Genomic DNA, 23,992 nt, shown 5'->3' with positions numbered 1-23,992 from the left:
CGCCATGGATCGCTATGCCGCGATGCAGTTGTTCCTGCGCGTGGTCGACGACGGCAGCTTTGCGGCTGCGGCCAGTCACAGCGGCATCTCGCGCGCGCAGGCCAGCAAGCTGATCCGCGCTCTGGAAGAAGACCTCGGCGTGCGCCTGATCCAGCGCACCACGCGCAAGCTCAGTCTCACCGAGGCTGGCCGCCACTATCACGAGCGCGTGGCCGCGGCGATGGCCGCACTCAACGAAGCCGCGGCCGAGGCCGGGCAGCGCCAGACCGAGCCGCGCGGGCACCTGCGCGTAAGCGCACCCACGTCGTTCGCGACGCGACATCTGGCCGATGCGCTTACCGAGTTCCTGCGCCGCAACCCGCGCATCGAACTGGAACTGGATTTGAACGATCGCCGCGCCGACCTGGTGCGCGATGGTTTCGACATGGCCATCCGCATCGGTCACCTGGCCGATTCCAGCTTGATCGCGCGGCGCATCGCGCCCGCGCGCATGCTGGCGGTGGCCGCACCGGCGTACCTGAAAGCGCACGGCACGCCGACGCACCCGCAGCAACTGGAAGCGCACACGGCGCTGTTGTACACGCTCATCCCGCACCACGACCTGTGGACCTTTGCGCGCGAGCAGGACACCGTCAACGTGCGTGTCCATGGCCCGTTGCATGCCAGCAATGGCGATGTGCTCGCCGCTGCCGTGGTGCGTGGTCTGGGTGTGGCGGTGCAGCCCAGCTTCATCGTCGGCGACCTGGTGCGCAGCGGCGAATTGCAGCGCATCCTGTGCGACTGGCACCTGCCCGAAGCGACGATCTACGCGGTCTATCCGGCGGGCCGCGCGCTGCCCGCGAAGACCCGCAGCCTGATCGATTTCCTGGCCGCGCGCTTCGGCGACGAACCCTACTGGGACGATGGCCTGTTCAGTGCCAAGCAGGCCGCGCCGATTGCGCGTCGCGGCAAGTCCGTTGCGAAATCCTGAGCGGCGCGATCATGACCCGGCACGTCCCTCGGCAAGACTGAACTCGTCGGCGTCCATCCACGCCGGAAACCGTTCGCGCAACGCCAGCAGCGGAGCGGGATCGAGCGCGACCGTGACCACCTGCGCAGCGCGACCCAGTTCGACCAACGGCTGTCCGAGGGCATCGAGCACGGTGCTGTCACCGGCGTAATCCAGACCGTTGCCATCGCGACCGACACGGTTGACCGCGACCACGCAGGCCAGATTCTCGATGGCACGCGCACGCAGCAGCATGCGCCAGGCGTAGCGGCGCGGCTCGGGCCAATTGGCCACGAACAACAGCAGGTCGTAATCCATGCCGCCCGTGGCGCTTTGCAGACGGCGATTGCGCAGCCACACCGGAAAGCGCAGGTCATAGCAGACCTGCGGCAGCACGCGCCAGCCGTGCAATTCGACGATGGGCCGCGCACCGCCCATGGCGTAGCGCTCGTGCTCGCCGGCCATGCGAAACAGATGGCGTTTGTCGTACTGCGTGCACTGGCCATCGGGCCGCATCCACAACAGGCGATTGAAATTGCGACCTTCGTCGCGGATCACCACGCTGCCGGTGACCACCGCGCCAACCTCCGCCGCCAGCGCGCGCAGCCAGTGCACGCCTTCGCCATCCATGCCTTCGGCCTGATGCAGTGTGTCGTTGGTGAAGCCGGAGAGGAACGTCTCCGGCAGAATCACCAGATCACTGCCCTGCCCTTTCAGGTTGCGCACCAGACCGCCGTAATACGCGCGGTTGGCCGCGGCGTCATGCCAGCGCGTGTCGCCCTGTACCAGGCTGATCTTCAGAGTTTGCACAGACGCTCCGCGGCGGCGGCCAGGGTGGCGTCGGACTTGGCGAAACAGAAGCGCAGCAGCCGCGCATCGGGCGGTGTTTCGTAAAACGGCGACAGCGGAATCGCGGCCACGCCGACTTCGCGCACCAGCCAGTCGCAGAAGTTCAGATCATCCACATCGCGGATGGCACTGTAATCGGCCAACTGGAAATAGCCGCCTGGCACTGACAGCAACTGCAGACGCGATGGCGCCAGCAGCGCGCGGAAATGGTCGCGCTTGGCCTGGTAGAACGCGGGCAATGCAAGGTAATGCCCGGGTGCCTGCGCCAGCATCTCCGCGAACGCCCACTGCGCCGGCTGGAAGCTGCAAAAAGTGAGGTACTGGTGCACCTTGCGAAACTCGGCGCTCAGCGTTTTGGGCGCGATGCAGTAACCCAGCTTCCAGCCGGTGCAGTGGTAGGTCTTGCCAAAGGAGCTGACCACGAAGCTGCGCTCGGCCAGAGCCGGGTGACGCAGCGCGCTCTGGTGCTGCGCGTCGTCGAACACGATGTGCTCGTAGACCTCATCCGACAGCACCCACAGCCCGTGCGCCTGCGCCAGCTCGGCCAGTGCATCGAGATCGGCGGTGGAGAACACCGCGCCCGATGGATTGTGCGGGCTGTTGACGATGATCATGCGCGTGCACGGCGTGACCGCGTCGCGCACGCGCTGCCAGTCCACGGAAAAATCCGGCAGGCGCAAGGGCACATGCACCGCGCGCGCGCCCTGCAGGTCGATGGCCGGCTGGTAGCTGTCGTAGCAGGGATCGAGCACGATCACCTCCTCGCCCGCGCGCACGCTGCAGGCGATGGCGGCGAACAGCGCCTCGGTGGCGCCCGAGGTGACGGTGATCTCGGTGTCCACGCCGATGCGGCGGCCATACAGACGCTCGGTCTTCAGTGCGATCTGCTCGCGCAACGCGGTGATGCCGGTCATCGGCGCGTACTGGTTATGGCCCTCGCGCATGGTACGCGCCAAGGCATCGACCAAGGCTGGCGGCGGATCGAAATCAGGGAAGCCCTGACCCAGATTGATGGCCTTGTGCTCGATCGCGAGCTGGCTCATCACCGTGAAAATGGTGGTGCCTACCGCGGGCAACTTGGTTTCGATCTGCATGCGTCTGCTCGGACTGGAACGCGCGGCATGCTAGCACGTGCGACATTCAGCCAACGGACGTCCAAATGCATCGCATGGACGAGTCTCGGAACCCCGCCTCAGGAACCCCAGCAGTTGGCACTGCCGCCGGTCGAGGTCTTGTTGCCGGCCTGGTCGAGGCTCAGCGTCGCGCAGCCCGTATCCTGTGCCTGCGGACCAATCGCGGTCGCGGTGAGGGTGTACGTCGTTGCGGTCACGTTGGAGGCAACGACACTGTAGTACCCCTCAGGCGATGTGGTCTGAACAGCAGGGCACGTCGCCGTGGTCGGCGCATACGAAAAGTACTGCGCGTAGCAGCGCTCCATGGTGGCCTGATCCTGATTCAGCGCAGCATAGGCGTCCGACCGTCGACTGCGCAGCACGTACTTGTTGTATGCCGGGTACGCGATAGCCGAGAGAATGGCGATGATCGCCACGACGATCATCAACTCGATCAAGGTAAAGCCTACGCTGCGTTTCATTGGACAAGTCCCATGTTCAGTGCTTGGCTTTCGGTTGCGGCGATGCCGGTTGCACGATCAGCCTCGTCACCGTCTTGCCATCTGGCGTGAGTATCGCTGTCACGCGCGCGCCCGATGATATCTGTCCAAGACTCTTGGCACCGACGACAACGGTATCGCGGGTGATCGCATAGCTCTTGCCCGCGATGGTGACACGCGCGTTGCTGACACTGACCGATTGCACTGTGCCGTGTGCCACTCCGACGGCAATGATCGCTTGACTGGGTCGAGCCAGCAGCAGGCAGAGCACGCATGCAGCGAGGGTCGTAAGCCATCTGTTCATCGCCACTCTCCTATTGAATGATCTGCCACCAGCCTACGCGCGTTGGCCCACCGCCACGTTCCTGCACGGATTTGATGGTCTGATCGGAACGCGTGATCAGCTTCAAGGCGTGCGCGGCACCCAGATCGGCGCTGATGATGGTTGGTGCCGCCGAGTACACCGTGCCCATGCTCATGCCCACCGGGTTGTAGGTCGTGCCGCCAATTGTGACTTGATCACCACCATTGATCGTGTAGTCACCGTTGACATCCAGCTCCGGCTGCGAGAATGAACCGCCGTTGACGTAGTTCACATCCATCAGCCATGAATTGAAGCCGACACTGCACTGCGTGCTTGATGCCGAAGTCGGTGCGTTCGTGGTGAACACCACGGCACCGCTTTCCAGGCGTGGATCAGTGATCACGCGTTCGCCGCTGGCCGGCAAATCCATGTACCAGCCCAGTTGTGCCGTACTGGGCGTACTGCTCGGTGCCGTGCAACCGCTGGGCAAGCCGGTCGTCGTGCTGTAGTAGACGCAGTTGTTGGTGACGGTACGCACGGCCTGGGGTAGTCCCGCAGTCGCGGCAGATATCGTGGTCAAGACTTGCGCCTGCAGATTGCTGCGGGTGTAAGCATTGGCGATGCTGGACGCGCTGGTGGTCGGTTTGTCCCACACGCCATAAAACGATTGCGTTTGCGTGCTGCTCAAATCGCTGGCCGCCAACAGCTGACCGGTACCGAAATACACCATCAAGCCGAGTTGGTTGGGATAATTCGGGTTGAGCGTGACTGCTGGCGTCGTGGTGATGGGCTGCGGGTTGCCGTTGGCGTCGCGCGCCTGGAACAACAAGCGCACGGTCCATTTGCTGGGGCTGCTGTTGGACACGTTGATCGACCACAGATTGCCCTGCAGATCGCCGGCGAACACGTGATCGACCGGCGCACCGATGATGCCGTCCGAATTGGCCGCCACCACGCTGGACAAACCATCCGGCAGATTGGGGTTGCAGGCACCACTGACCGCCGCACACAGATCGATCCTGGCCTGTAGTGCGCCAGTTTGGGCATTGACTGCATACAGAATGGCGTGATTGGACGGGCTGTCGTAGCCGTTGCCGAAGAACGCCATGAACATGCCCTGCAAGGTAGCGTTGGAATTGCTGCACGGCGACTGATACCCGGGGCTGGGTACGCAAGTCAGAGCTAGCGCCGGCGTACTGTAGGTATAACCCATGCCACCGCCGCCCGAACCACTGAACTCCCATCGCACCGCCTTGGCCAAGGCGGATTCGGTCGTCAGACTGGCCGGGGTGGTCACATCCAGCGCATAGATGCTGTTGCCGCCGGCATTCTCGCCGCCGACCAGCAAGGTATGCCAAGTGCCATCCGCGAACTGCACGTCACCCGCCTGCGGCGATCCATCGACATAAAACTGGTGGCTGTAGTTGGGCTGGGTGAGATCGATCAGGTTGGCGAAGACGCCGTTGGGCACGAAAGCAAACAGCTCCTTGCCGGTCTTGGGATCGAACGCATGCAGCATGCCATCATTGGCGCCTACGTAAAGCATGGGCTGGCGATTGACATACGTGCTCTCGAAGCTCTGGTAGCTGCTGTTGAAGCTGGTGCTGAAACCGGAACCGCTTGCATAGGGTCCATCGGGCGCACCCACATAGATCGGGTTGCTGTCGACGATGTCGCCGAGGATATGCGCGCGATTGCGGAATGGTCCGCCATTGCTTTGCTGCCTGGTCTGATCCCCACGCAAATAGTGCAGGCGTTCCTGGCCCAAGGTATCGCTGGGCTGCAACAGTAATTGCTGTGCAGGCGATATGGAGTTTGCCGACAATGTACCGGTCGTGCCCCACCGAAACGGCGCACCCGCACCGGGCGATGCACCTGACGCCGCACCCGATAACGCGGGATTCCAGGTTGCGATGATGCGGTTCGTGCTCCAACCTGTCCCGCTTGACTGCGTATCGACCTGCGTCTGTGCGCTCCATACCGCATTGCTGGAAGCGGTATTCACTTGGCCATTGCTGGCATCGATCGGAAACTCGCGCAGGTCGCCAGTCCAGTTGGTGTTGTACGAAGCCTCGTAGACATCCGAACCGGTATTCAGGCCGGTCGAATTGACTGCCGCCGACGCCGTGGACAAGCTGCCCGCTTGGATCTGGTTCAGAATGACCGAGAGTTGCGAGACCAAACTGCTGGGACTCGTGGCCGGAAAATAGCTGCTCGTGCCGCCGGCGATGGCCATGGCCGTCAGCGCCGCCGCCGCCTGAGGATTGGCGGATGGATCGACGCCCGCGCCGAGGCCCACCACATAGGTTTCGATTCCTTGAGTCTTGAGTTGGGCAATGGTGTTGACCGCGTCAATCAATGCCTGGTCATTAGTGGCCGATGCATTGAGTGACCCATCCGCATTGAAAGCTGCAGTGACGTGATAACCTTGCGCGGCAGCACTGCCCAGCGGTGGCCATAAATTGCCATCGAGGTCCATCGTCGGCAGACCATCAGTCACCAGCACGACATACTGCTTGGGTGGACAGGCCTCTTCGTCGCTCACTAGTCCTTGCAAGTACGCTCCTGCCTTGGAAACCAGTCCGGCGATCGGCGACTGGTAGGCCAGTGCCTTGATCTCGGAGCTGCTCGAGTTGTTGGTTTCCGGCGCCAGGTAAGGCGTGAACGTGCTGATGGCGGTACTGATACTGCTGGTCGTGGGTTGCTTGCCCGCGCTGGTCATCGGCACCAGCACAGCGCCGCTGTTGGAGGTCACGCTATTGACGTAGTAGCCGAAGCCGCGGTGCGCATACATGACCTGCGGCGAATAAGGGACATAACCCGCATTGGTCGGGCCGGTGACCGTATTCGCCGACGGCACGGCATTGTTGTAGCCAACAGAAATCTTGCCACTGTTGTAGTTCGACAAGGAGAAAAGAGTATATGGCGTCGATGTCGGCGGGTTGATCGAGATCCCGCTATTGGGACCTGACGCCGCGTAGGTGCCGCCATAATCGACATAGACCGCCGGCTGACCCGATGCATAAAGCACATCGTTGATATCCGGCTCGTCGCTGGTGGCGCCGATCTGCATGTACTGGTAGCTGGCCATCGTGCCACCGTAGAGCGTGCTGTCGATCTGCGAGCAGTCATTGCTCACCGAACTCGAGGCAATGGTGTACTGGTAACAGGGATTGATCGTCCACAACGTGGGCGCGGGGCTGGCGTTCGGATCGGCGAGCGCATAGGCGGCATAGTTGGTATAGCCATTCGCCGGCAGCGCGTTGGCAAAGGTGAATGGACCACCATTGGGCGACATGTAGTACACCCAGGTCGAATACAGGCTGGTCCCCGATGTCGCGTAATCCTCCAGCGCAAAATCGGTACTGCCCATGTAGGCCTGCAGAATGGCCGCAAGCCCGGCCTTGGCGACATTCAGCCGGCTGGCGCTGTTGTCGACCAGATTTCCGCTGGCGTTGACTGCAGTGTAAGGAGCAACACCTGCCGCGGACGGCACGACCGGCGGCGTGAACCCACTGGGCACGGTGTAATTCACGGGGGAACTGGAGTTGTACAACGAGACTTGGCCCGCGCTCAGGCTGCCGGAACCCGTCATGATCGCACCACCCAAATCGCCATCCATGGACTGCGAGTTGCCCACCGCGAACAGCACTTGCGGATGCACCGGGATGGCAACGCTCAGCGGTATTTGCGAAATTAGAATCGTTGGCGTGGTCGCGGCCTGCACCGGAATCATCGGCGGCGCGAACAAACCCGCGATGACCGCCAACGCGGTGCCAGTAGCCAGATTGCGGAACGCAGCGTGCAATTTCATGACGCACCTTGTGCCGTGGGCACGTGTCGGTTACTCGTGGAAGATGCTTTGCACCATCACTGGTGCCTTGCCGTTGGCGCCCACCGCGCGCACGGTGATGCGATAGACATTCACTGTCTGCACGCCGCCGCCGTATTGCACCGATGCCAGACTTTGCCCGGGCATGGCCACACTGGGCAGCTGCTCGATCATCACTTGCGGCGCGGCACTGGAAAGACCGGAAAACGTCGACGCAAACGTGGTGCCGGATCCGCTCCATGTGGATGGATTCGTCCACAGCGGCACCTGCAATGGATTGAAAAGATACAGTCCGTTGTTGCCGGCTGTGGTGAACGGCACGCCTGTATACGCGCCCGTGAGCAACTGGCCCTCGGCGATACGCAACGCGCCCTCGGCGGTCTCGAACGAGATCTGCGCGTTGGCCGTGTTACCGGCGACACGCGCCTGGTTGGCCTGGTACACCATGGCCACCAGTGCCGCCAGGGTCAGCACCAGCAGCAACACCAACGCCGTCAACAGCACGAAACCTCGCTGCCTGCGCGACGCGTTGGCATGACACTCACTGCTGGCTTGCAGGGCCAGTTCGTGGCTTTCTCGAATTTCGAGCCACGATTCCCGAATCCCGCGCATGATCGCGTTCATAACGTGGCGTTCCTGATCGACAGTGTGATGACATAGACATGGCGCAGTCGGGTATCCGGCGGCACCTTGACCGTGGTGCCGAGTACCGGCCAACTGGTTGGGTTGGCTCCCGGCGGCGCCGAACCGAGCGGTCCCTCCAGCAGAAAACCCATGCGCACGGCATACACCTGCGCCCAATTGGTCACCGCAGATGCAGGCACCCATTGCTGGGTCACGCCGCCGGCGCCAATGCCATAGAGGATTTGCATGTTGTCGACGCCGGGCACCAGCGGTTGCGGTGCCGAAGCACTCGCATTGGCGCCGTTGCCATTCGAACAACCCGAAGCAAGCACCGCCAAAGACTGCCACTGCCCGCACATCATCACCGCGCCGTACAGCGCGCTCTGTCCACCCGGTCCCTGCGCAACATAGAACGCTTCTTGCTGCAACAGCACGAACTGCGAGCCCAACGGGAAATTCGGCGCGAAATCAGCCTGTTTGTTGCTGCCGATGCCAGTGCCTTGGTCGTGGTGGATGATCAGATTGTTCGAATTGGCGCCTGCCTGAGAAAAAATCGTGAAGGCAATCGATTTGGCGCAATCGCTGACCGCACCAATCATGCCGGGCTGTACCGTGGCCGTTGATGGCGGCGGAAAAGGCTGGCTCTGGATCGTCAATTGCCCTGAGTTGCCGACGATGTCGGTGACCGGCACCGGAATGGTGCCAGGCAATTCCCCGCCCACCACGATCACGTCGCTGCCGGCCTCGGGCATGTTGTTGGCGAACGAACTGTCCAGCGCAGGCGTCCATTTGCCCGTGCTGGTTGCGTTGGCCGCATTCAGCCCGCTCATCGCGGTGTTGGCCGAAAAACCGAACAAAGGCGCACTGAAGTTGTAAAGCAGACTTCCGGAATTGATGATGTTGCCGGTCGTGGAAAATGCGCCGCAACCAGCGAATCCGGCGCCACGCACGGCCGGAGCGACCATGGCCGCAATCGCATTCTCAGCGTTCTGCATCGAGGCTTGGGCCGTCGCGGTGCCATAAACCTGACGCTGCGCGACAAACACGGTGACGACGCCGGCGAGTATCACCAGGCCGATGGCAATCGCCACCATCAGTTCCACCAGCGAAAATCCCATGGAACGTTTCATCACAGCACCGTCGTCAAGGTGTAGCTGGCGGGCTTGACTGTTTGCTTCAACGCCTGCAGCGTGGGTGCATCGCTCCATTGCAGCTTGACCGTTACTTGCACGTCTTGGTTGGCGGAGGACACACCCGCCGGAGTCGCGGTGGAAATACTGGATGTCGCCGCAGGCAGCTCGTTCACCAGATCGGAATGCCACTGCCACAAGTCGTAGTTCGCCATCTGTTGTGGACTGCACGTATTGCTGGAACAACTGGTTGGTGCCGAACTGGGTGGGGCCACGTCGTACAGGCCTTGCAATGCAGCCGAGCGATTGGCGCGCATGCGGTCAAGAATGTCGTAGGCATCCTGCACCGCTTGCTGCTGCATGTAGCTTGCCGCATTGTTCTTGTGTACCAGCAGCAACACGCCAGCCACGCCCAACATGCCGATCGACAAGATGACCACGGTCACCAGCACTTCGAGCAAGGTGAAGCCGGCGGCACGCAGCGGACGTTTCATGTGTGCTTCCTCAGGGACAGGTGAGCGAAGTCGTGCCATCGGCTGCCATGCCCGGCGTATTCGATGCCTGGATGAAGCCGGTGGCGTAAACCGAAATCGCGCGCGCGGCGCTACTGCCGCGCGAGTCGCACGCAACGAGCAGAGTTTGAGTAGTGCTGAGCAGGCCTAGGCCATTGAAAGTGATTTGCGTGACCGAGGAACCTGAGCCGATGGGAACGCTGTTCAATGTAGGTCCGTTCGCACTCAACACCGTGGTGTTCAGCACCGCACTGGTTCCCTGTGGTGGCTGCTTGACCACGATCCAACCCGCGTTCCAGTTGCTTCCGCAGGTCGTGCCTCCAGCGGAGCCAAGCGGGCATACGGTAACCGGCTCATCGTTGCTGAGCGCTGTGCTGCGCGCATAATTTAGTGAGTTGTAGAGGTTGTCGATCAAGCCATTCAATCGACGGTTCAGCAGTACGGTGTGGAAGTCGGGTATGGCGATGCCCAGCATGATCGCCACGATGATCAGCACGACCATCAGTTCCAGCAGAGTGAATCCGCGCGCATTGCGCATTGCCGCCCCCTGTCGCGGCCGACGACCGCACGCGCAGATTGACCACAGCGAGACACGGGTGCGACATGCCATTCGACGAATGGCGGCGTTCAGCCGACGTATGGCCGGTGCGCGAAGACAAAACGTGCTCGCGGTCACATTCGTGACGCGTGCCGGATGAACCGCACGGTGGCGCGCGGCTGCTGGCTGCAGGCGCGCAGCCGACCGCGCGTCGCGCTCACACTTCGTGCCGCAGCGCCTGCACCCCGTAGCGTTTGAGGTACACGTAGTACAGCAGCGGGATCACCACCAGCGTCAGCAGCGTCGACACGAAGATGCCGAACACCATGGATACCGCGAGGCCCTGGAAAATCGGGTCGCTGAGGATGAAGAACGCGCCGATCATGGCCGCCAGCGCGGTCAGGATGATGGGTTTGGCGCGCACCGCGCCGGCCTCGATCACGGCCTCTTCCAGCGGCTTGCCGGCCAGCACCGAGTGGTTGATGAAGTCGACCAGCAGGATCGAGTTGCGCACGATGATGCCGGCCAGCGCGATCATGCCGATCATCGAGGTGGCGGTGAACTGCGCGTGCATCAGCCAGTGCCCGGGCATCACGCCGATCACGGTCAGCGGAATCGGCGCCATGATCACCAGCGGCACCAGATAGCTGCGGAACTGCCCGACCACCAGCAGATAGATCAGGATCAGGCCCACCGAATAGGCCAGGCCCATGTCGCGGAAGGTTTCGTAGGTGGTGGTCCACTCGCCGCCCCACTTGATCGAGAAGCTGTCGCCGTTCGCGGGCGGGCCGATGAAGTGCTGACTCAGATGGTAGCCGTCGAAAGTGCGCTGGCTGATCTCGCTGACCAGCGTGAACATGCCGTACAGCGCACTGTCCACGTGCCCGGCGTCATCGCCGGTGACGTAGGTCACGGGTAGCAGATCCTGGTGATAGATCGCGTCCGACCACGGTGTGGTCTCGACATGCACGACCTCGGACAAGGGAATCAACTGCCCCGCCTGCGCGCGCACGCGCAGCGTGAGCACCGAATCCAGCGAGCCCAGATCGGACTGCGGCAGGCGCAGCACCACCGGGATCGCGTGCTTGGCATTGCCATCCTGCAGGTACGTGGCATCGATGCCGCCCAGACCCGCGGCGATGGCATCGACGATCTGCTGCTGGCTCACGCCCAGTGTCGCGGCGCGCGTGCGATCGATCACCAGCAGCTTGCGCTGTGACCCGGGATTCTCGACGGTGGTATTCACATCGACGATGTTGCGCGTGTGCTCGAACAGGTGCTCGACGTCCAGCGCGATCTTCTTTTGCACCGTGTAGCTCGGGCCGTAGATCTCGGCCACGATGGGCGCCAGCGCCGGCGGCCCGGGCGGGATCTCGACCACCTGCAGATGCGCGTGGAAGCGCGTGGCGATGGCCGCCAGCGCCGGACGCACCGCGCGCGCGATCTGGTGACTCTGCCGCGAGCGCTGGTCCTTGCCCACCAGATTCACCTGGATCATGCCCTGATAGGGCAAGGTGCGCATGAAGTACTGGCGCACCAGCCCGTTGAAATCGATCGGCGCCGGCGTGCCTGCATACAACTGGTAGTTGACGACCTCGGGCACCTTGGCCAGCACCTGGCCCATGTCGGTGAGCACGCGGTTGGTCTGCTCCAGGGTCGATCCCTCGGGCATGTTCAACACCACCTGGAACTCGGATTTGTTGTCGAACGGCAGCATCTTCAGGATCACCGCCTTGACGCCGACCAGGCTCACCGACAGTAATACCAGCAAGCCGATCGCCGCGAACAGGCGACGCCGGTTGCGTTTGGCCTTGTCGCCCAGCAGGAACGGCGACATCACGCGATTGAACAGCGCATAGAGCTTCTGATCGAGCCTGGACTCGGCGGCATGGCCCGGCCCGGCGCCGTGGTCCTCGTGGTGCTGTGCCAGCTTCCTGAGCAGGTGATAGGCCATCCACGGCGTGACCACGAAGGCCACCGCCAGGGAGATCAGCATGCCGACGCTGGCGTTGATCGGGATCGGGCGCATGTATGGCCCCATCAAGCCGCCGACGAAAGCCATCGGCAACAGCGCCGCGATCACGGTGAAGGTGGCCAGGATGGTCGGGCCGCCTACCTCGTCCACGGCGATGGGAATAGCCGCGCTGAGCTTCTTGTTACCCATGGCCATGTGCCGGTGGATGTTTTCCACCACCACGATGGCGTCGTCGACGAGGATGCCGATGGAGAAAATCAGCGCGAACAGCGACACGCGATTGATGGTGAAACCGATCGCCCACGACGCGAACAAGGTGATCGCCAGGGTGATGACCACCGCGACACCGACCACGACGGCCTCGCGCCAGCCCAGTGCCAGCAACATCAACAGCACCACCGATACCGTCGCCAGCAGCAGGTGCTCCATCAGCTCGGCGGCCTTGGCATCGGCGCTGCGGCCGTAATCGCGGGTCACCGCCACGTGCACGTCGGCGGGGATCTCGATGTTCTTGAGCTGGGTCAGACGCGCGCGGATGGCGTCGGTGATGTTGATCGCGTTCTCGCCCTGCTTCTTGGCGATGGCGATGGTCACCGCCGGCGCCAGTCCGGTGGCCGGCCCGCCCATGCCCGCCGGCGTGCCGTAGGCAGCATAGCTGGTGGGGTAGTTGGCGCCACCGACGACCTCGGCGACATCGGACACGTAGATGGGTTTGCCTCCGGCGAGGCCGATCACGAGGTTGTGCACCTCGTTGGCATCCATCAGCAGCAGGCCGGCCTTGACCGGAAAATCGGTGTTGCGGCTGTACTCGTCACCGGCATCGGTGGCTACGTTGGCCGCCTTCAGCGCATTGGCCAAGTCGGTGACGGTGAGGTTGTAGGCAGCCAGCTTGCCAGGATCGAGCTTGACCAGTACTGCGCGCTGCGGCGCGCCGACGCTGTACACGTCGCGCGTTCCAGGCACGGTCTTGAGCGTGGTTTCCAGGGTGCGCGCGACCTCGGCCAGTTGCACCGGGTTGGCGTGATCGGACCACAGCGTGAGGGTCATGATGGGCACGTCGTTGATGCCCATCGGCTTGATGATCGGCTGGCCCACACCCACGCCGGGCGGCACCCAGTCGAGGTTCGAATAAACCTTGTTGTAGAGGCGGATGATCGCCTCCTGGCGCGGCACGCCGACGCGGAACTCGGCGGTGATCACCGCCACGCCGGGACGACTGACCGAGTACACATGCTTGATGCCGCGGATCTCGGAGACTTTCTGCTCCAGCGGAAACGCGACGAGGTTTTCCACATCGCGCACATCGGCGCCGGCGAACGGCACCGTGATCGTGGCCATGGTGACCTCGATCTGCGGATCCTCCTCGCGTGGGGTGATGATGACCGCGGCAAGGCCCAGCAGCAGGCCCACGATCGCCAGCAACGGGGTGATCTGCGATGCCTGGAACGCGCGCGCGATACGCCCGGAAATGCCGAGCGGCTTGGTGCCAGCCATGCGTTCAGGCTCCCTGATCGTTCGACTTGCGGTGCTGCTTGACCAGCCAGGCCACCGCCTGCAGCGGATTTCTGGCGATGGTTTCGCCTGCCGTCAACCCCGAGATCACCTCGACCTGAGCGCCGAAACGCGCCCCCAGCCGCACCTGGCGCAACGTGATCCCGCCGTCGCGCACGACATAAACGCCAGTGATCTCGCCACGTTGCAGCAAGGCCGAATCCGGCACCAGCAAGCGCGGCCGCGAACCAATCATGAAAGCTACCTGCACCACCTCGCCGGGATTCAGGCCGGTGTCGGCCGGCGGCAATTCCAGGCGCACGGTGAAGGTGTGCGTGGTCGGATCGGCATAGGGGAACACGATGACCTTGGCCGCTTCGATGCGTTTGCGCCCGCCATCGAGCACCACCCAGGCGCGCGCGTATTTGCGGATGGCATCGACGTCGCTTTGCGGCACCTGCAACTCGACGCGCAACTGGTTGAGCGAGATGCCGGCGATCAGCGGCTGGCCCGGCTGCACCGCTTCGCCGATCTGCACGAAACGCTGGGTGACGATGCCCGCGTAGGGCGCGCGCACCACGGTGTAATTCTGACTTTGCAGCGCGGCGCGCGCATTCTGCTGCGCGGCATCCAGCGCGGCCCTGGCCGAATCGCGCGCGGCCAGCGTCTGGTCGTATTGCGCCTTGGACACCAGCTTGCGCGCATAGACTTGCGCGATGCGGCTGTATTGCGCTTCGGCGTCGGTATACGCGGCCTGCGCCGAGCGCACCTGGGCCGCTGCGGCGCGCGCCGCCGAACCTTGCTCGACATCGGTGAAGCGCGCCACCACCGCGCCCTTGGGCACGTAATCGTTGACATCGAACGGCAGTTCGACCACGCGCCCCGCGGTCTGCGCCGACAACGTGGCGCGATTGACCGCCTGCACCGTGCCATCCCACACGCGGTCGCGTGGCGTGACCTGCTCGGACACGGTCAATACCGGTATCGGCGCAGCGGCATTCGCCACCACTGCCGGCGCCTGCGGATGGCTGCACGCAGTCAGCACCAGTGCCGGCGTCACGACGGCACCCAGCAGAAGCCCGCGCAGGCTTGGCATGGGCACGCGCCTCACCGGAACGCGCAACCGGCCGGCAGACCGAGCTTGCGCAACACGATCGCCAGCGGGCAGAAGCTGGTGAACGCGGACTGCAGCAGGTTCAGCCCGACGAAGGCCGCCAGCAGCATCCACAACGGGGATACCAGCCAGGCCAGCAGCACGCTGATCAGGATCATGCTGCCGGCAAAAGCAAAAACGATGCGGTCGATGTTCATGGTTGACACGGCTCCATGGTGGCGGGTGAATCGGCACCGGACGCGAGGCTCAGCGCCGGCGCCAAGGTGAAACGCTCGCGCGGGCTTGATGCCGCGCGCGAGTACTCAGAGCCTGTGAAAAATTCCGCGTCGTGCGGAATTTTTCATCGGCGCGTCCGGCACAGGTCCGTACGCGCCTGCGCGAATCAGCCACTGGCGTGACCGCTTCGCGTCCGGCCATCCATGGCCGGGCTGAGAGGCTGAAAAATTCACAGCCTCTCAGGGCTTCGGCGTGTTCTTCAGGCGCTCGATGCCCAGCGCCTTGAGTACGTATTTTTCGTAGATGGGATCGGTGTTGCCGGTCTTCATCTTGTTCATGAAATATTTTTCGAAGGCCACCTTGGCCAGGTGCACCCACTTGCCGACCTTGGCCCAGGTGACGTTGCGCGGCGGGATCTGCGGCAGCGCCACGAAGGCGGCGCCGGTGTCGCCCATGTCGGCCAGGCAGATCGCATTCCACGTTGCGACCTGATCGGCCGGCTGGCCCGCGATCTCGCTGGCGATGTTGTGCACGATCGCACCCACCATCGACTCGATCATGTAGCCGGTCTTGGGCGCGCCCGTGGGCACCGGGGTCACTTCGACGGGCGGGATCGCCACGCATACGCCGGCCGAGAAGATGTTGGGATACTTCGGGTTGCGTTGATGCTTGTCGATCAGCACGAAGCCGCGCGGATTGCACAGGCCGTCCACCGCCGCCACCGCGTCGACACCCTTGAACGCCGGCATCACCATGCTGAACTTGCTCGGGATGCGATGCTCCTGCAGCAACTGGCCCTTGCCGTCGAGTTCGTTGACCACGACCTCGGTGGCCGTAACCTCGACGACTTTCGCGTTGCAGATCCACTTGATATGGCGCTGGCGGAACTCGGCCTCGATCAAACCTTTGGAATCGCCCACGCCACCCAGGCCCATGTGCCCCACATAGGGCTCGGGCGTGACATAGGTGATCGGAACGCGGTCGCGGATCTTGCGCTTGCGCAAGTCGGTTTCGATGATCGTGGCGAACTCGTAGGCCGGGCCGAAACAACTCGTGCCGGCCGCCGCGCCGACCACCACCGGGCCGGGATCCTTGACGAACTCCTGGTAGGCATGCCAGGTCGCATCAGCGTGCGGCGTGGTGCAGATCGAAAACGAATGCTTGTCCGGGCCCAGACCGGGGATCTCATCGAAGGCCAGCTTGGGGCCGGTGCAGATCACCAGATAGTCGTAAGCCAGTTCCTTGCCGCTGCGCGTGAGCAGGAGATTCTGCGCGGCGCGGATCTCGGTGGCCGGCTCGTCGATGAAGTCGATGTTCTTGCGCGCAAGATACGGTTCGACCTCGAGCTGCACATCGCCCACCTTGCGCCAGCCGATGCCCACCCAGGGGTTGGAAGGCGTGAATGAAAACCTCGGCCCGTCACCGACCACGGTAATGGCGTGCTCGCGACCCAACCCGGCGCGCAGTTCATACGCCGCCGTCATGCCGCCGATACCGGCGCCCAGCACAATGATCTTTGCCATGTTCCCTCTCGCTGTGTCGTTGCGTGCGACTGTGCGCACTGAGTCCGGCGTATAATATTAGAGTTATCTTATTTAAACAAAGCACAACCTGTCAATGACCCGATAGCACCGGCGAAGAGTACCCCTGTTGTCGGCAAGCGGGCACACTACCCACCATTAGCAACCCGCAGGAGTCGATATGACCACGCCGCGCAGCAATCGCAAGATCGTTGCCCTGGACAGCAGCTTCGATATCGAGGGCATGCAGCGCAACGCGGATGACGCCACGCGCCTGCTGCGCGCGCTGGCCAATCCGCAGCGCCTGCGCATCCTGTGCCTGCTGGTCGGTGGCGAGATGTCGGTGGGACAGATCAACGCTCGCGTTGATCTCAGCCAGTCGGCGTTGTCGCAACATCTGGCCGTGTTGCGCGAAGAGCATCTGGTGAACACGCGTCGCGAGGCGCAGACCATCCACTACGCATTGGCCAACGGTCCGGCGCAGGCGATCATCGAGACCCTGCACGGCATTTATTGCAGCCCGATGAAAAACCACGGCAACAGCCGGTCCTTGTGCACATCCTGAGTGCATATGCTCAGGCGCAAGAAAAGCCTGACACCGGCACGGCGGCCTGTTCCTGCTCGTGCATACGCTTGAATGTCGCGCCGATACGGCGCATGCGCTCGAAGGACTCCAGCAGATCGCGCGCATGGCGCACCAGTTCGCGGCCCGCCGGGGTGACGCGCACGCCGCCACGATTGCGTTCGAAACATTCCGCGCCCAGATAGCCCTCCAGCTTGCGCAACTGGATGCTCAGCGTCGATTGGGTCACGTGGCAGCGGCGCGCAGCCTCATGAAAATTCAGGCAGTCCGCGACGGCGATCAGGTAGCGAAAATCACGAATGGTCATGCCGGCACTCCTGGAACGAGTGCGGATGATGCTCTCGCAAGCAGGCATGGCAGTCCAAGCGATTGTCGCGATGGTGGGCATTGAAATGGCCTATTCCCATTCGCGGCGCGCTTGGCGCGGGCGCCGACTGTCGCTAGCCTGCGTGGTTTGACCACTGTCCATCGTCATGGCCGATGCGCGCCACTATCACCGCCTGCCCTCGCCGTTGCGCATGAAACGCGGCGGCGAGTTGCTGCACGCGCAGCTCGCCTACGAAACCTGGGGCACGCTGTCGCCACATGCCGACAATGCCGTGCTGATCCTGCCCGGGCTCTCGCCTGGCGCGCACGCGGCATCCGGTCCGCATGACCCGAGTGGTGGCTGGTGGGAAGCCATCATCGGTCCCGGCAAAGCCATCGACACCGAGCGCTGGTTTGTCCTCTGCGTCAATTCGCTGGGCAGTTGCAAGGGCTCCACCGGTCCGGCCTCGCAGGATCCAGCCACCGGCAAGCCCTATGGCATCGAGTTTCCGGAACTCACCCTGGAGGATGCAGCCAACGCCAACCAGTATCTGCTCGATGCCCTGGGCATCGCGCGCCTGGCGTGTCTGGTGGGCTGCTCGATGGGCGGCATGACCGCGCTCGCGCAGATGCTGCTGCACCCGCGCTGCACGCGCGCGCACATCAGCATCTCCACTGCGCCGCAGGCGCAACCTTTCGCCATCGCCATCCGCTCGTTGCAGCGCGAGGCCATCCGCCTCGACCCCAACTGGAACAACGGCAGCTATGACGACGCGCATTACCCGGAGGCTGGCATGCGCATCGCGCGCAAGCTCGGCGTGATCACCTACCGTTCGGCGCTGGAGTGGAGTGGCCGCTTCAGCCGCATCCGCCTGGACAGCGACGCACGCGATGAAGACCCGTTCGCTTTTGAATTCGCCGTGGAGTCCTACCTCGAAGCCCACGCGCGGCGCTTCGTGCGCAGCTACGACCCTAACAGCTATCTTTACCTCAGCCGCGCCAGCGACTGGTTCGACATCGCCGAATACGGTGGCGGCAGCGTCGCCGCGGGGCTCAAGAAAATCTGCATCGAGCACGCGCTGGTGATCGGCGTGGATACCGATATCCTGTTTCCGATCGAGCAGCAGAAAGCCATCGCCGACGGTCTCGCCGAAGCTGGCGCCCAGGTCGATTTCGTGGCGCTGGATTCACCCCAGGGCCACGATGCCTTCCTCGTCGACACCGATCGCTTTGGCGCCGAAATGCGCCGCTTTCTCGACACCCTCGATACCACGGGCAGCGTCGGCGTCTGACCCTGCAGCACCTGCGCCACTGCATCCGCAGTATCGACTGCAACGCGGCATCCGCGATGCCACTGGCCGGCGCGTCCTGCCGTGACCGGCGCTACGAACGGCCGTTCTCGCTCGACCCGATCGATTGAATACCGCATACTTCGCCGCTTGATCCGTGCCGAAGTGGCGGAATCGGTAGACGCAGCGGACTCAAAATCCGCCGCCCTTAAAAGCGTGAGGGTTCGAGTCCCTCCTTCGGCAGTACCGTCGTTTGCTTTGCGGCGGAGAATTTTTAATATGAATCAGCACGTTACGGAGTGATTTGGCTCACGGCTTCGGCGTACGGCATGCGGAGTTCGCGTGCTGCAAGTGCTGGGCGGCATCGCTGTTGATTGCTGCTCGGCTCTGTGGTCGGCATGCCCACCCCGCGCGCGCAGTGCACCAACATCATGCAGAGCGCGGTGCATCGGGTGCTCTCCGCGGCCTTTCTGTTTCTCGAACTGGCGCCCTGATTTCGCGCGGGGGAAACACATGCGCACGAACCAGCTTGAAGCCTTCAGCGATGGCGTCATGGCGATCATCATCACCATCATGGTGCTGGAGCTGAAGGTTCCGCACGGCGCTACGCTGGCGGCGTTGCAACCGCTGCTGCCCGTACTGTCCAGCTATGTGCTGAGCTTCGTCTACATCGGCATCTACTGGAACAACCACCATCACCTGTTTCATGCCGCCACGCGCGTCAGCGGCGGCATGCTGTGGGCCAACCTGCATTTGCTGTTCTGGCTGTCGTTGTTTCCATTCGTCACCGGCTGGATGGGCGAGAATCACTACGACACGCTGCCCACGGCGCTGTATGGCACGGTGCTGCTGATGGCAGCCATCGCCTACTGGATACTGGAGTGGCTGATCGTGCATTGCGAAGGCGCACAATCGCTGCTGGCGCGCGCCGTGGGCGGCGATTTCAAGGGCAAGCTCTCCATCGCGCTGTATGCGATCGCCATCGCGCTGGCGTTCGTGCAAGCATGGCTGGCGCAGATGCTGTATCTGGCGGTCGCGCTGCTGTGGCTGGTTCCGGACCGGCGTATCGAACGTCTGCTGCGCGAAACCAACTGACACAGCCCCGCGCGCGGCGGAACCACCACGCACGTCCGGCGTCTTATCTGTGCAATCGAATTGCTGGAGTACGCGCCGATGGCAACGCAACGCTATCCCTACTATCTCGCCAATGCCGCGCAATCGCCCAATGCGGATCTCGAGGTCACCGACAAGTTTCGCGGCAGCGTCGCTGCGCGCGTGGCCCTGCCCGATGCCACCGCCGTCGAGCAGGCCATCGCCGCCGCGGTCTCCGCCGAGGCGCCGATGCGGGCGCTGCCGCCTTACGCGCGGCAGCAGATCCTGGAGCACTGCACGGCGCGCTTCCGCGAACGCCACGAGGAATTGGCGCTGGCGTTATGCGTCGAGGCCGGCAAACCCATCCGCGACGCGCGCGGCGAAGTCACGCGCCTGATCGACACGTTCAAGGTCGCCGCGGAGGAGGCGGTGCGCATCGACGGCGAAGTGCTGAACCTGGAGATTTCCGCGCGTGCACGCGGCTATCGCGGCTTCACCCGGCGCGTGCCGGTAGGCGCGTGCAGCTTCATCACGCCGTTCAATTTTCCGCTGAATCTGGTTGCGCACAAGGTTGCGCCAGCCATCGCGGCGGGTTGCCCGTTCGTGCTCAAGCCATCGGAGAAAACCCCGCTGGGCGCGCTGATCATCGGCGAAGTGCTGGCTGAAACCACGCTGCCCGAAGGCGCATTCTCGATCCTGCCGCTGCCCGGTGAGCGTGCGGGCGCACTGGTCGAGGATGATCGCCTCAAGCTGCTGTCCTTCACCGGCGGCCAGATCGGCTGGCAGCTCAAGGCGCGCGCCGGGCGCAAGAAGGTCCTGCTGGAACTGGGCGGCAACGCCGCCTGCATCGTCGATGCCGATCAGCGTGCGCGGCTCGACGCCGTGGTCGAGCGCATGATCTTCGGTGCGTTTTATCAGTCCGGACAGAGCTGCATCGGCGTGCAGCGCATCCTTGTCCACAGCGATCTTTATCCTGACTTCCGCCAGCGTTTTGTCGCCGCTGCGGCGGTACTGCGCATGGGCGATCCGCGCGATGAGGCCGTTTTTCTCGGACCGGTCATCGACGCCGCCGCAGCAGCGCGCCTGCGCGCGTGGATCGATGAAGCCACGAGCACCGGCGCACGCCTGCTGTGTGGTGGCGCCGGCACAGCGCAGTTGCTGCCCGCCTGTGTACTGGAAAACGTCGCGCACAACGCCAGGCTTTGGCGCGAGGAGGCCTTTGGCCCGGTCGCCGTGCTGGAACCGTTCAACGATTTCGACGCTGCCCTGCACACGGTCAACGATTCCACCTACGGCCTGCAGGCCGGCGTGTTCACCGATTCGATGACCCATGCCCTGCGCGCATGGGATGTGCTTGAGGTCGGCGGCGTAATCGTCGGCGACGTGCCCAGTTTCCGCGTCGACAACATGCCCTACGGCGGCGTCAAACGCTCCGGGCTGGGCCGCGAGGGCATCCGCGCGGCGATCGGCGAAATGACCGAGTCACGCCTGCTGGTGATCCGCGATGGCATTTGAGAACCACGCATGCCGATCACCCTGATCAGCCCCGCACAGCACGCCATGACGGTGCGCGGCAGCCGCTTCCTGGCTGACGCCGCGCCGGTCCGCGATGCCGCTGCCGCGATGCACTGGCTGATCGGGCAGCGCCACGACGATGCCACCCACAACTGCTGGGCCTGGCGCTGTGGCGTCGAGTACCGCAGCAGCGACGATGGCGAACCCGGCGGCAGCGCGGGCCGCCCCATCCTGCACGCCATCGACGCACAGGGGTTCGATGAAGTGGTGGTGCGCGTGGCGCGCTGGTTCGGTGGCGCCAAACTGGGCGTGGGCGGGCTGGTGCGCGCCTATGGCGGCTGCGCAGCGCAATGCCTGCGCGCGGCGCCGCGGCGCGAGATCGTGGCCATGGTCGTAGCGCGCATCGAGGCCGATCCTGCCACGCTGGCGCGGCTGCGCGGGCGGCTGGATGCGTTCGCGGCGCGGATCGCGCGCGAGGTCGACGGGGACGGCGCGCTGCATGTGAGCCTGCCGCGACAGCAATGGCCCGTCCTGCGCGACTGGCTGGCCGAACTCACGCGCGGCCGCGCACGCTGCGACAGCGACATCGGCCACGCAACCACGTGACGTGCGCGCAACGCGCCAGGCCTTAAACTGGCGTTTTCACCGAACCGACCGCGATGACCGACGCCCCGCGCCCCAGCGGCCGCAACCTGCGCGCATTGTTCCGCCTGTGGCCTTACGTGCGCCCGCATCATGCGTTGGCGCTGGGCTGGGTGGTGTTTCTGGCCTTGTCCTCCAGCGCCACGCTGGCGCTGCCTTACGGCGTGCGCCTGATGATCGACCACGGCTTCAGCCACGGCGACCCGGCCGCGCTCAACCGCAGTTTCGTGATGCTGTTCGTGATCGCGCTGGTGCTGGCACTGGCCACCGCTGGACGCTATTTCTGCATTTCGCTGCTGGGAGAACGCGCGGTCACCGCGCTGCGCGATCACCTGTATGCACATCTGATCGGCCAGGATGTGAGCTTTTTCGAGCGCCTGCGCGTGGGCGAGGTGAACTCGCGCCTGGGCACCGACACGCAGGTGGTGCAGGACATGCTTGGCTCCGGCGTCTCGGTGGCGCTGCGCAGTATGGTGACCCTGCTCGGCGCCTCGGCGCTGATGGTGTGGACGCAGCCGCGCCTGGCCGGTCTGACCGCTCTGGTGATCCCCGGTGTGATCCTGCCGATCCTGATCTTCGGCCGCCGTGTGCAGAAGCTCTCGCGCAGCAACCAGGACCGCATTGCCGACACGGCTGCGATCGCCAACGAAACGCTGAATGCCGCCAGCACGGTCAAGGCTTATGCGCGCGAGCCCTACGAGACCGGTCGCTATCGCGCCGCGCTGATGCAGGCGCTGCGCGCCGCGCAGCAACGCATCGGCACGCGCGCCGCGCTCACCGCCACGGTGATCGTGCTGGTGTTCGGCGCAGTCACGCTGGTGCTGTGGTCGGGTGCGCGCGAGGTCGTCGCCGGGCAGCTCAGCCCGGGCGTACTCGGGCAATTCGTGCTGTACGCGGTATTCGCCGCGGGTTCGGTGGGCGCGCTGGCCGAAACCTGGGGCGAGGTACAGCGCGCTGCAGGCGCGATGGAACGCATCGACGAATTGCTGGCCGAGCAACCCCAACTGGTCGCGCCGGCGCAAGCGCGCGCCCTGCCGCAGCCACTGCGCGGCGAGATCGCTTTCGAGGCCGTTACGTTCCACTACCCCACGCGACCCGACACGGCGGCCCTGGCGCATTTCAGCCTGCGCGTGCGCCCGGGTGAAACCGTCGCGCTGGTCGGACCTTCGGGTGCCGGCAAGACCACGGTGCTGCAATTGCTGCTGCGCTTCTACGATCCGCAGCAGGGGCGCATCACGCTGGATGGCATCAACCTGCGCGAACTCGACCCGGGCGCGCTGCGCGGCGCCATCGCCCTGGTGCCGCAGGAGGCGGTGATCTTCCATGCCAGCGCCGCCGACAACATCCGCTTCGGCCGCGCCGAGGCCGATGATGCCGCGGTGCTCGCCGCCGCGCAGGCCGCCGAGGCCGATGCCTTCATCCGCGAGATGCCGCAGGGCTACGCCATGCCATTGGGCGAGCGCGGCATGCGCCTGTCCGGCGGTCAGCGGCAGCGCATCGCCATCGCCCGCGCACTGCTCAAGAATGCCCCGGTGCTGCTACTGGACGAGGCCACTGCCAGCCTTGACGCGCAATCCGAGGCCGCCATCCAGAAAGCCCTCGCGCGCCTGCACCACGGCCAGACCACGCTGGTCATCGCGCACCGCCTTGCCACCGTGCAGCGCGCCGACCGCATCGTGGTCATGGATGCCGGCCGGATCGTCGCCGAAGGCACGCACGAATACCTGCTCACGCAGGGCGGCCTGTACGCCGACCTCGCGCGACTGCAATTGCTGGCCTGAGCGCACATCCTCCGCTGCGGCCGCGATGGACTGCGCGCAACTCCTCGGGTGAGGGTGCGCAGCACCGTTGCTGATGTCC

At 64.1% G+C, this 23,992-nt stretch carries 21 protein-coding genes and 1 tRNA gene; 8 read left to right on the top strand and 14 right to left on the bottom strand.

Annotated elements, in window-relative coordinates:
* Window positions 1-4 precede the first annotated feature (4 nt).
* Entirely contained in the window at window positions 5-970 is a 966-nt protein-coding gene (locus Mschef_RS09045; RefSeq protein ID WP_081127724.1) for a LysR family transcriptional regulator, read from the top strand.
* 9 nt (window positions 971-979) lie between these two features.
* Here the strand turns inward: Mschef_RS09045 and Mschef_RS09040 are convergent, their stop codons facing one another.
* From Mschef_RS09040 to Mschef_RS08980, 13 genes are all read right to left on the bottom strand, one after another.
* Window positions 980-1,798 (bottom strand): amidohydrolase, encoded by an 819-nt coding sequence (locus Mschef_RS09040; protein ID WP_081127723.1) that lies wholly within the window; start codon window positions 1,796-1,798, stop codon window positions 980-982.
* The gene (locus Mschef_RS09035; protein WP_081127721.1) at window positions 1,786-2,931 is read right to left on the bottom strand and encodes a pyridoxal phosphate-dependent aminotransferase; all 1,146 of its coding nucleotides are present in this window, start codon (window positions 2,929-2,931) and stop codon (window positions 1,786-1,788) included. The genes Mschef_RS09040 and Mschef_RS09035 overlap by 13 nt, the downstream gene beginning before the upstream one ends.
* A 98-nt stretch (window positions 2,932-3,029) precedes the next feature.
* Window positions 3,030-3,431, bottom strand: a complete 402-nt coding sequence (locus Mschef_RS09030) for a type IV pilin protein (protein ID WP_081127719.1) — start codon at window positions 3,429-3,431, stop codon at window positions 3,030-3,032.
* A 16-nt stretch (window positions 3,432-3,447) separates the two neighbouring features.
* Window positions 3,448-3,720 carry a hypothetical protein gene (locus tag Mschef_RS09025; protein WP_136256222.1) on the bottom strand — a complete coding sequence of 91 codons (273 nt, stop codon included), beginning with the start codon at window positions 3,718-3,720 and terminating at the stop codon, window positions 3,448-3,450.
* 43 nt (window positions 3,721-3,763) lie between these two features.
* A complete protein-coding gene (locus Mschef_RS09020; protein ID WP_176212432.1) occupies window positions 3,764-7,567 on the bottom strand; it encodes a pilus assembly protein in 3,804 nt (1,267 codons plus the stop codon).
* A gap of 30 nt (window positions 7,568-7,597) precedes the next feature.
* Window positions 7,598-8,209: a pilus assembly PilX family protein gene (locus Mschef_RS09015; protein WP_081127713.1), complete on the bottom strand. Its 612-nt coding sequence runs from the start codon at window positions 8,207-8,209 to the stop codon at window positions 7,598-7,600.
* Entirely contained in the window at window positions 8,206-9,417 is a 1,212-nt protein-coding gene (locus Mschef_RS09010) for a PilW family protein (RefSeq protein WP_081127710.1), read from the bottom strand. Before Mschef_RS09010 ends, Mschef_RS09015 begins: the two co-directional genes overlap by 4 nt.
* Window positions 9,339-9,833 carry a type IV pilus modification protein PilV gene (gene pilV / locus Mschef_RS09005; RefSeq protein WP_081127707.1) on the bottom strand — a complete coding sequence of 165 codons (495 nt, stop codon included), beginning with the start codon at window positions 9,831-9,833 and terminating at the stop codon, window positions 9,339-9,341. The genes Mschef_RS09010 and pilV overlap by 79 nt, the downstream gene beginning before the upstream one ends.
* A 10-nt stretch (window positions 9,834-9,843) precedes the next feature.
* The gene (locus Mschef_RS09000) at window positions 9,844-10,389 is read right to left on the bottom strand and encodes a GspH/FimT family pseudopilin (protein WP_168708815.1); all 546 of its coding nucleotides are present in this window, start codon (window positions 10,387-10,389) and stop codon (window positions 9,844-9,846) included.
* 217 nt (window positions 10,390-10,606) lie between these two features.
* The gene (locus Mschef_RS08995) at window positions 10,607-13,858 is read right to left on the bottom strand and encodes an efflux RND transporter permease subunit (RefSeq protein WP_081127701.1); all 3,252 of its coding nucleotides are present in this window, start codon (window positions 13,856-13,858) and stop codon (window positions 10,607-10,609) included.
* A 4-nt stretch (window positions 13,859-13,862) separates the two neighbouring features.
* The gene (locus Mschef_RS08990; RefSeq protein WP_081127699.1) at window positions 13,863-14,951 is read right to left on the bottom strand and encodes an efflux RND transporter periplasmic adaptor subunit; all 1,089 of its coding nucleotides are present in this window, start codon (window positions 14,949-14,951) and stop codon (window positions 13,863-13,865) included.
* Window positions 14,952-14,962: 11 nt separating this feature from the next.
* On the bottom strand, window positions 14,963-15,166 hold the full coding sequence (locus tag Mschef_RS08985) for a YgaP family membrane protein (RefSeq protein WP_081127696.1): 204 nt from the start codon (window positions 15,164-15,166) through the stop codon (window positions 14,963-14,965).
* Window positions 15,167-15,424: 258 nt separating this feature from the next.
* The gene (locus Mschef_RS08980; protein ID WP_081127693.1) at window positions 15,425-16,708 is read right to left on the bottom strand and encodes an NAD(P)/FAD-dependent oxidoreductase; all 1,284 of its coding nucleotides are present in this window, start codon (window positions 16,706-16,708) and stop codon (window positions 15,425-15,427) included.
* Window positions 16,709-16,949: 241 nt separating this feature from the next.
* Between Mschef_RS08980 and Mschef_RS08975 the strand changes: the two genes are divergently transcribed.
* Window positions 16,950-17,270, top strand: coding sequence for an ArsR/SmtB family transcription factor (locus Mschef_RS08975; protein WP_081129936.1), 321 nt, complete (start codon window positions 16,950-16,952; stop codon window positions 17,268-17,270).
* A 10-nt stretch (window positions 17,271-17,280) separates the two neighbouring features.
* Here Mschef_RS08975 and Mschef_RS08970 read toward each other — a convergent pair whose 3' ends face one another.
* On the bottom strand, window positions 17,281-17,595 hold the full coding sequence (locus Mschef_RS08970) for a LysR family transcriptional regulator (RefSeq protein ID WP_168708814.1): 315 nt from the start codon (window positions 17,593-17,595) through the stop codon (window positions 17,281-17,283).
* Window positions 17,596-17,761: 166 nt separating this feature from the next.
* Between Mschef_RS08970 and metX the strand changes: the two genes are divergently transcribed.
* From metX to Mschef_RS08940, 6 genes are all read left to right on the top strand, one after another.
* Window positions 17,762-18,886, top strand: coding sequence for a homoserine O-acetyltransferase MetX (gene metX, locus Mschef_RS08965; protein WP_081127687.1), 1,125 nt, complete (start codon window positions 17,762-17,764; stop codon window positions 18,884-18,886).
* 156 nt (window positions 18,887-19,042) lie between these two features.
* A tRNA-Leu gene (locus Mschef_RS08960) sits at window positions 19,043-19,126 on the top strand.
* Between the two features lie 270 nt (window positions 19,127-19,396).
* Window positions 19,397-19,978 carry a TMEM175 family protein gene (locus Mschef_RS08955; RefSeq protein ID WP_081127684.1) on the top strand — a complete coding sequence of 194 codons (582 nt, stop codon included), beginning with the start codon at window positions 19,397-19,399 and terminating at the stop codon, window positions 19,976-19,978.
* Between the two features lie 78 nt (window positions 19,979-20,056).
* Window positions 20,057-21,490 carry an aldehyde dehydrogenase family protein gene (locus Mschef_RS08950; protein WP_081129935.1) on the top strand — a complete coding sequence of 478 codons (1,434 nt, stop codon included), beginning with the start codon at window positions 20,057-20,059 and terminating at the stop codon, window positions 21,488-21,490.
* A 9-nt stretch (window positions 21,491-21,499) separates the two neighbouring features.
* Window positions 21,500-22,096 carry an IMPACT family protein gene (locus Mschef_RS08945; RefSeq protein ID WP_081127681.1) on the top strand — a complete coding sequence of 199 codons (597 nt, stop codon included), beginning with the start codon at window positions 21,500-21,502 and terminating at the stop codon, window positions 22,094-22,096.
* Between the two features lie 53 nt (window positions 22,097-22,149).
* Complete coding sequence (locus Mschef_RS08940; protein WP_081127678.1) at window positions 22,150-23,913, top strand: ABC transporter transmembrane domain-containing protein; 1,764 nt, start codon at window positions 22,150-22,152, stop codon at window positions 23,911-23,913.
* Window positions 23,914-23,992 lie beyond the last annotated feature (79 nt).

Origin of the sequence: Metallibacterium scheffleri, assembly GCF_002077135.1 — a bacterium.
In the GTDB taxonomy this organism is placed as follows: domain Bacteria; phylum Pseudomonadota; class Gammaproteobacteria; order Xanthomonadales; family Rhodanobacteraceae; genus Metallibacterium; species Metallibacterium scheffleri.
The sequence above is the reverse complement of the archived record's forward strand: the minus strand, read 5'-3'. Positions and strand labels throughout refer to the sequence as shown.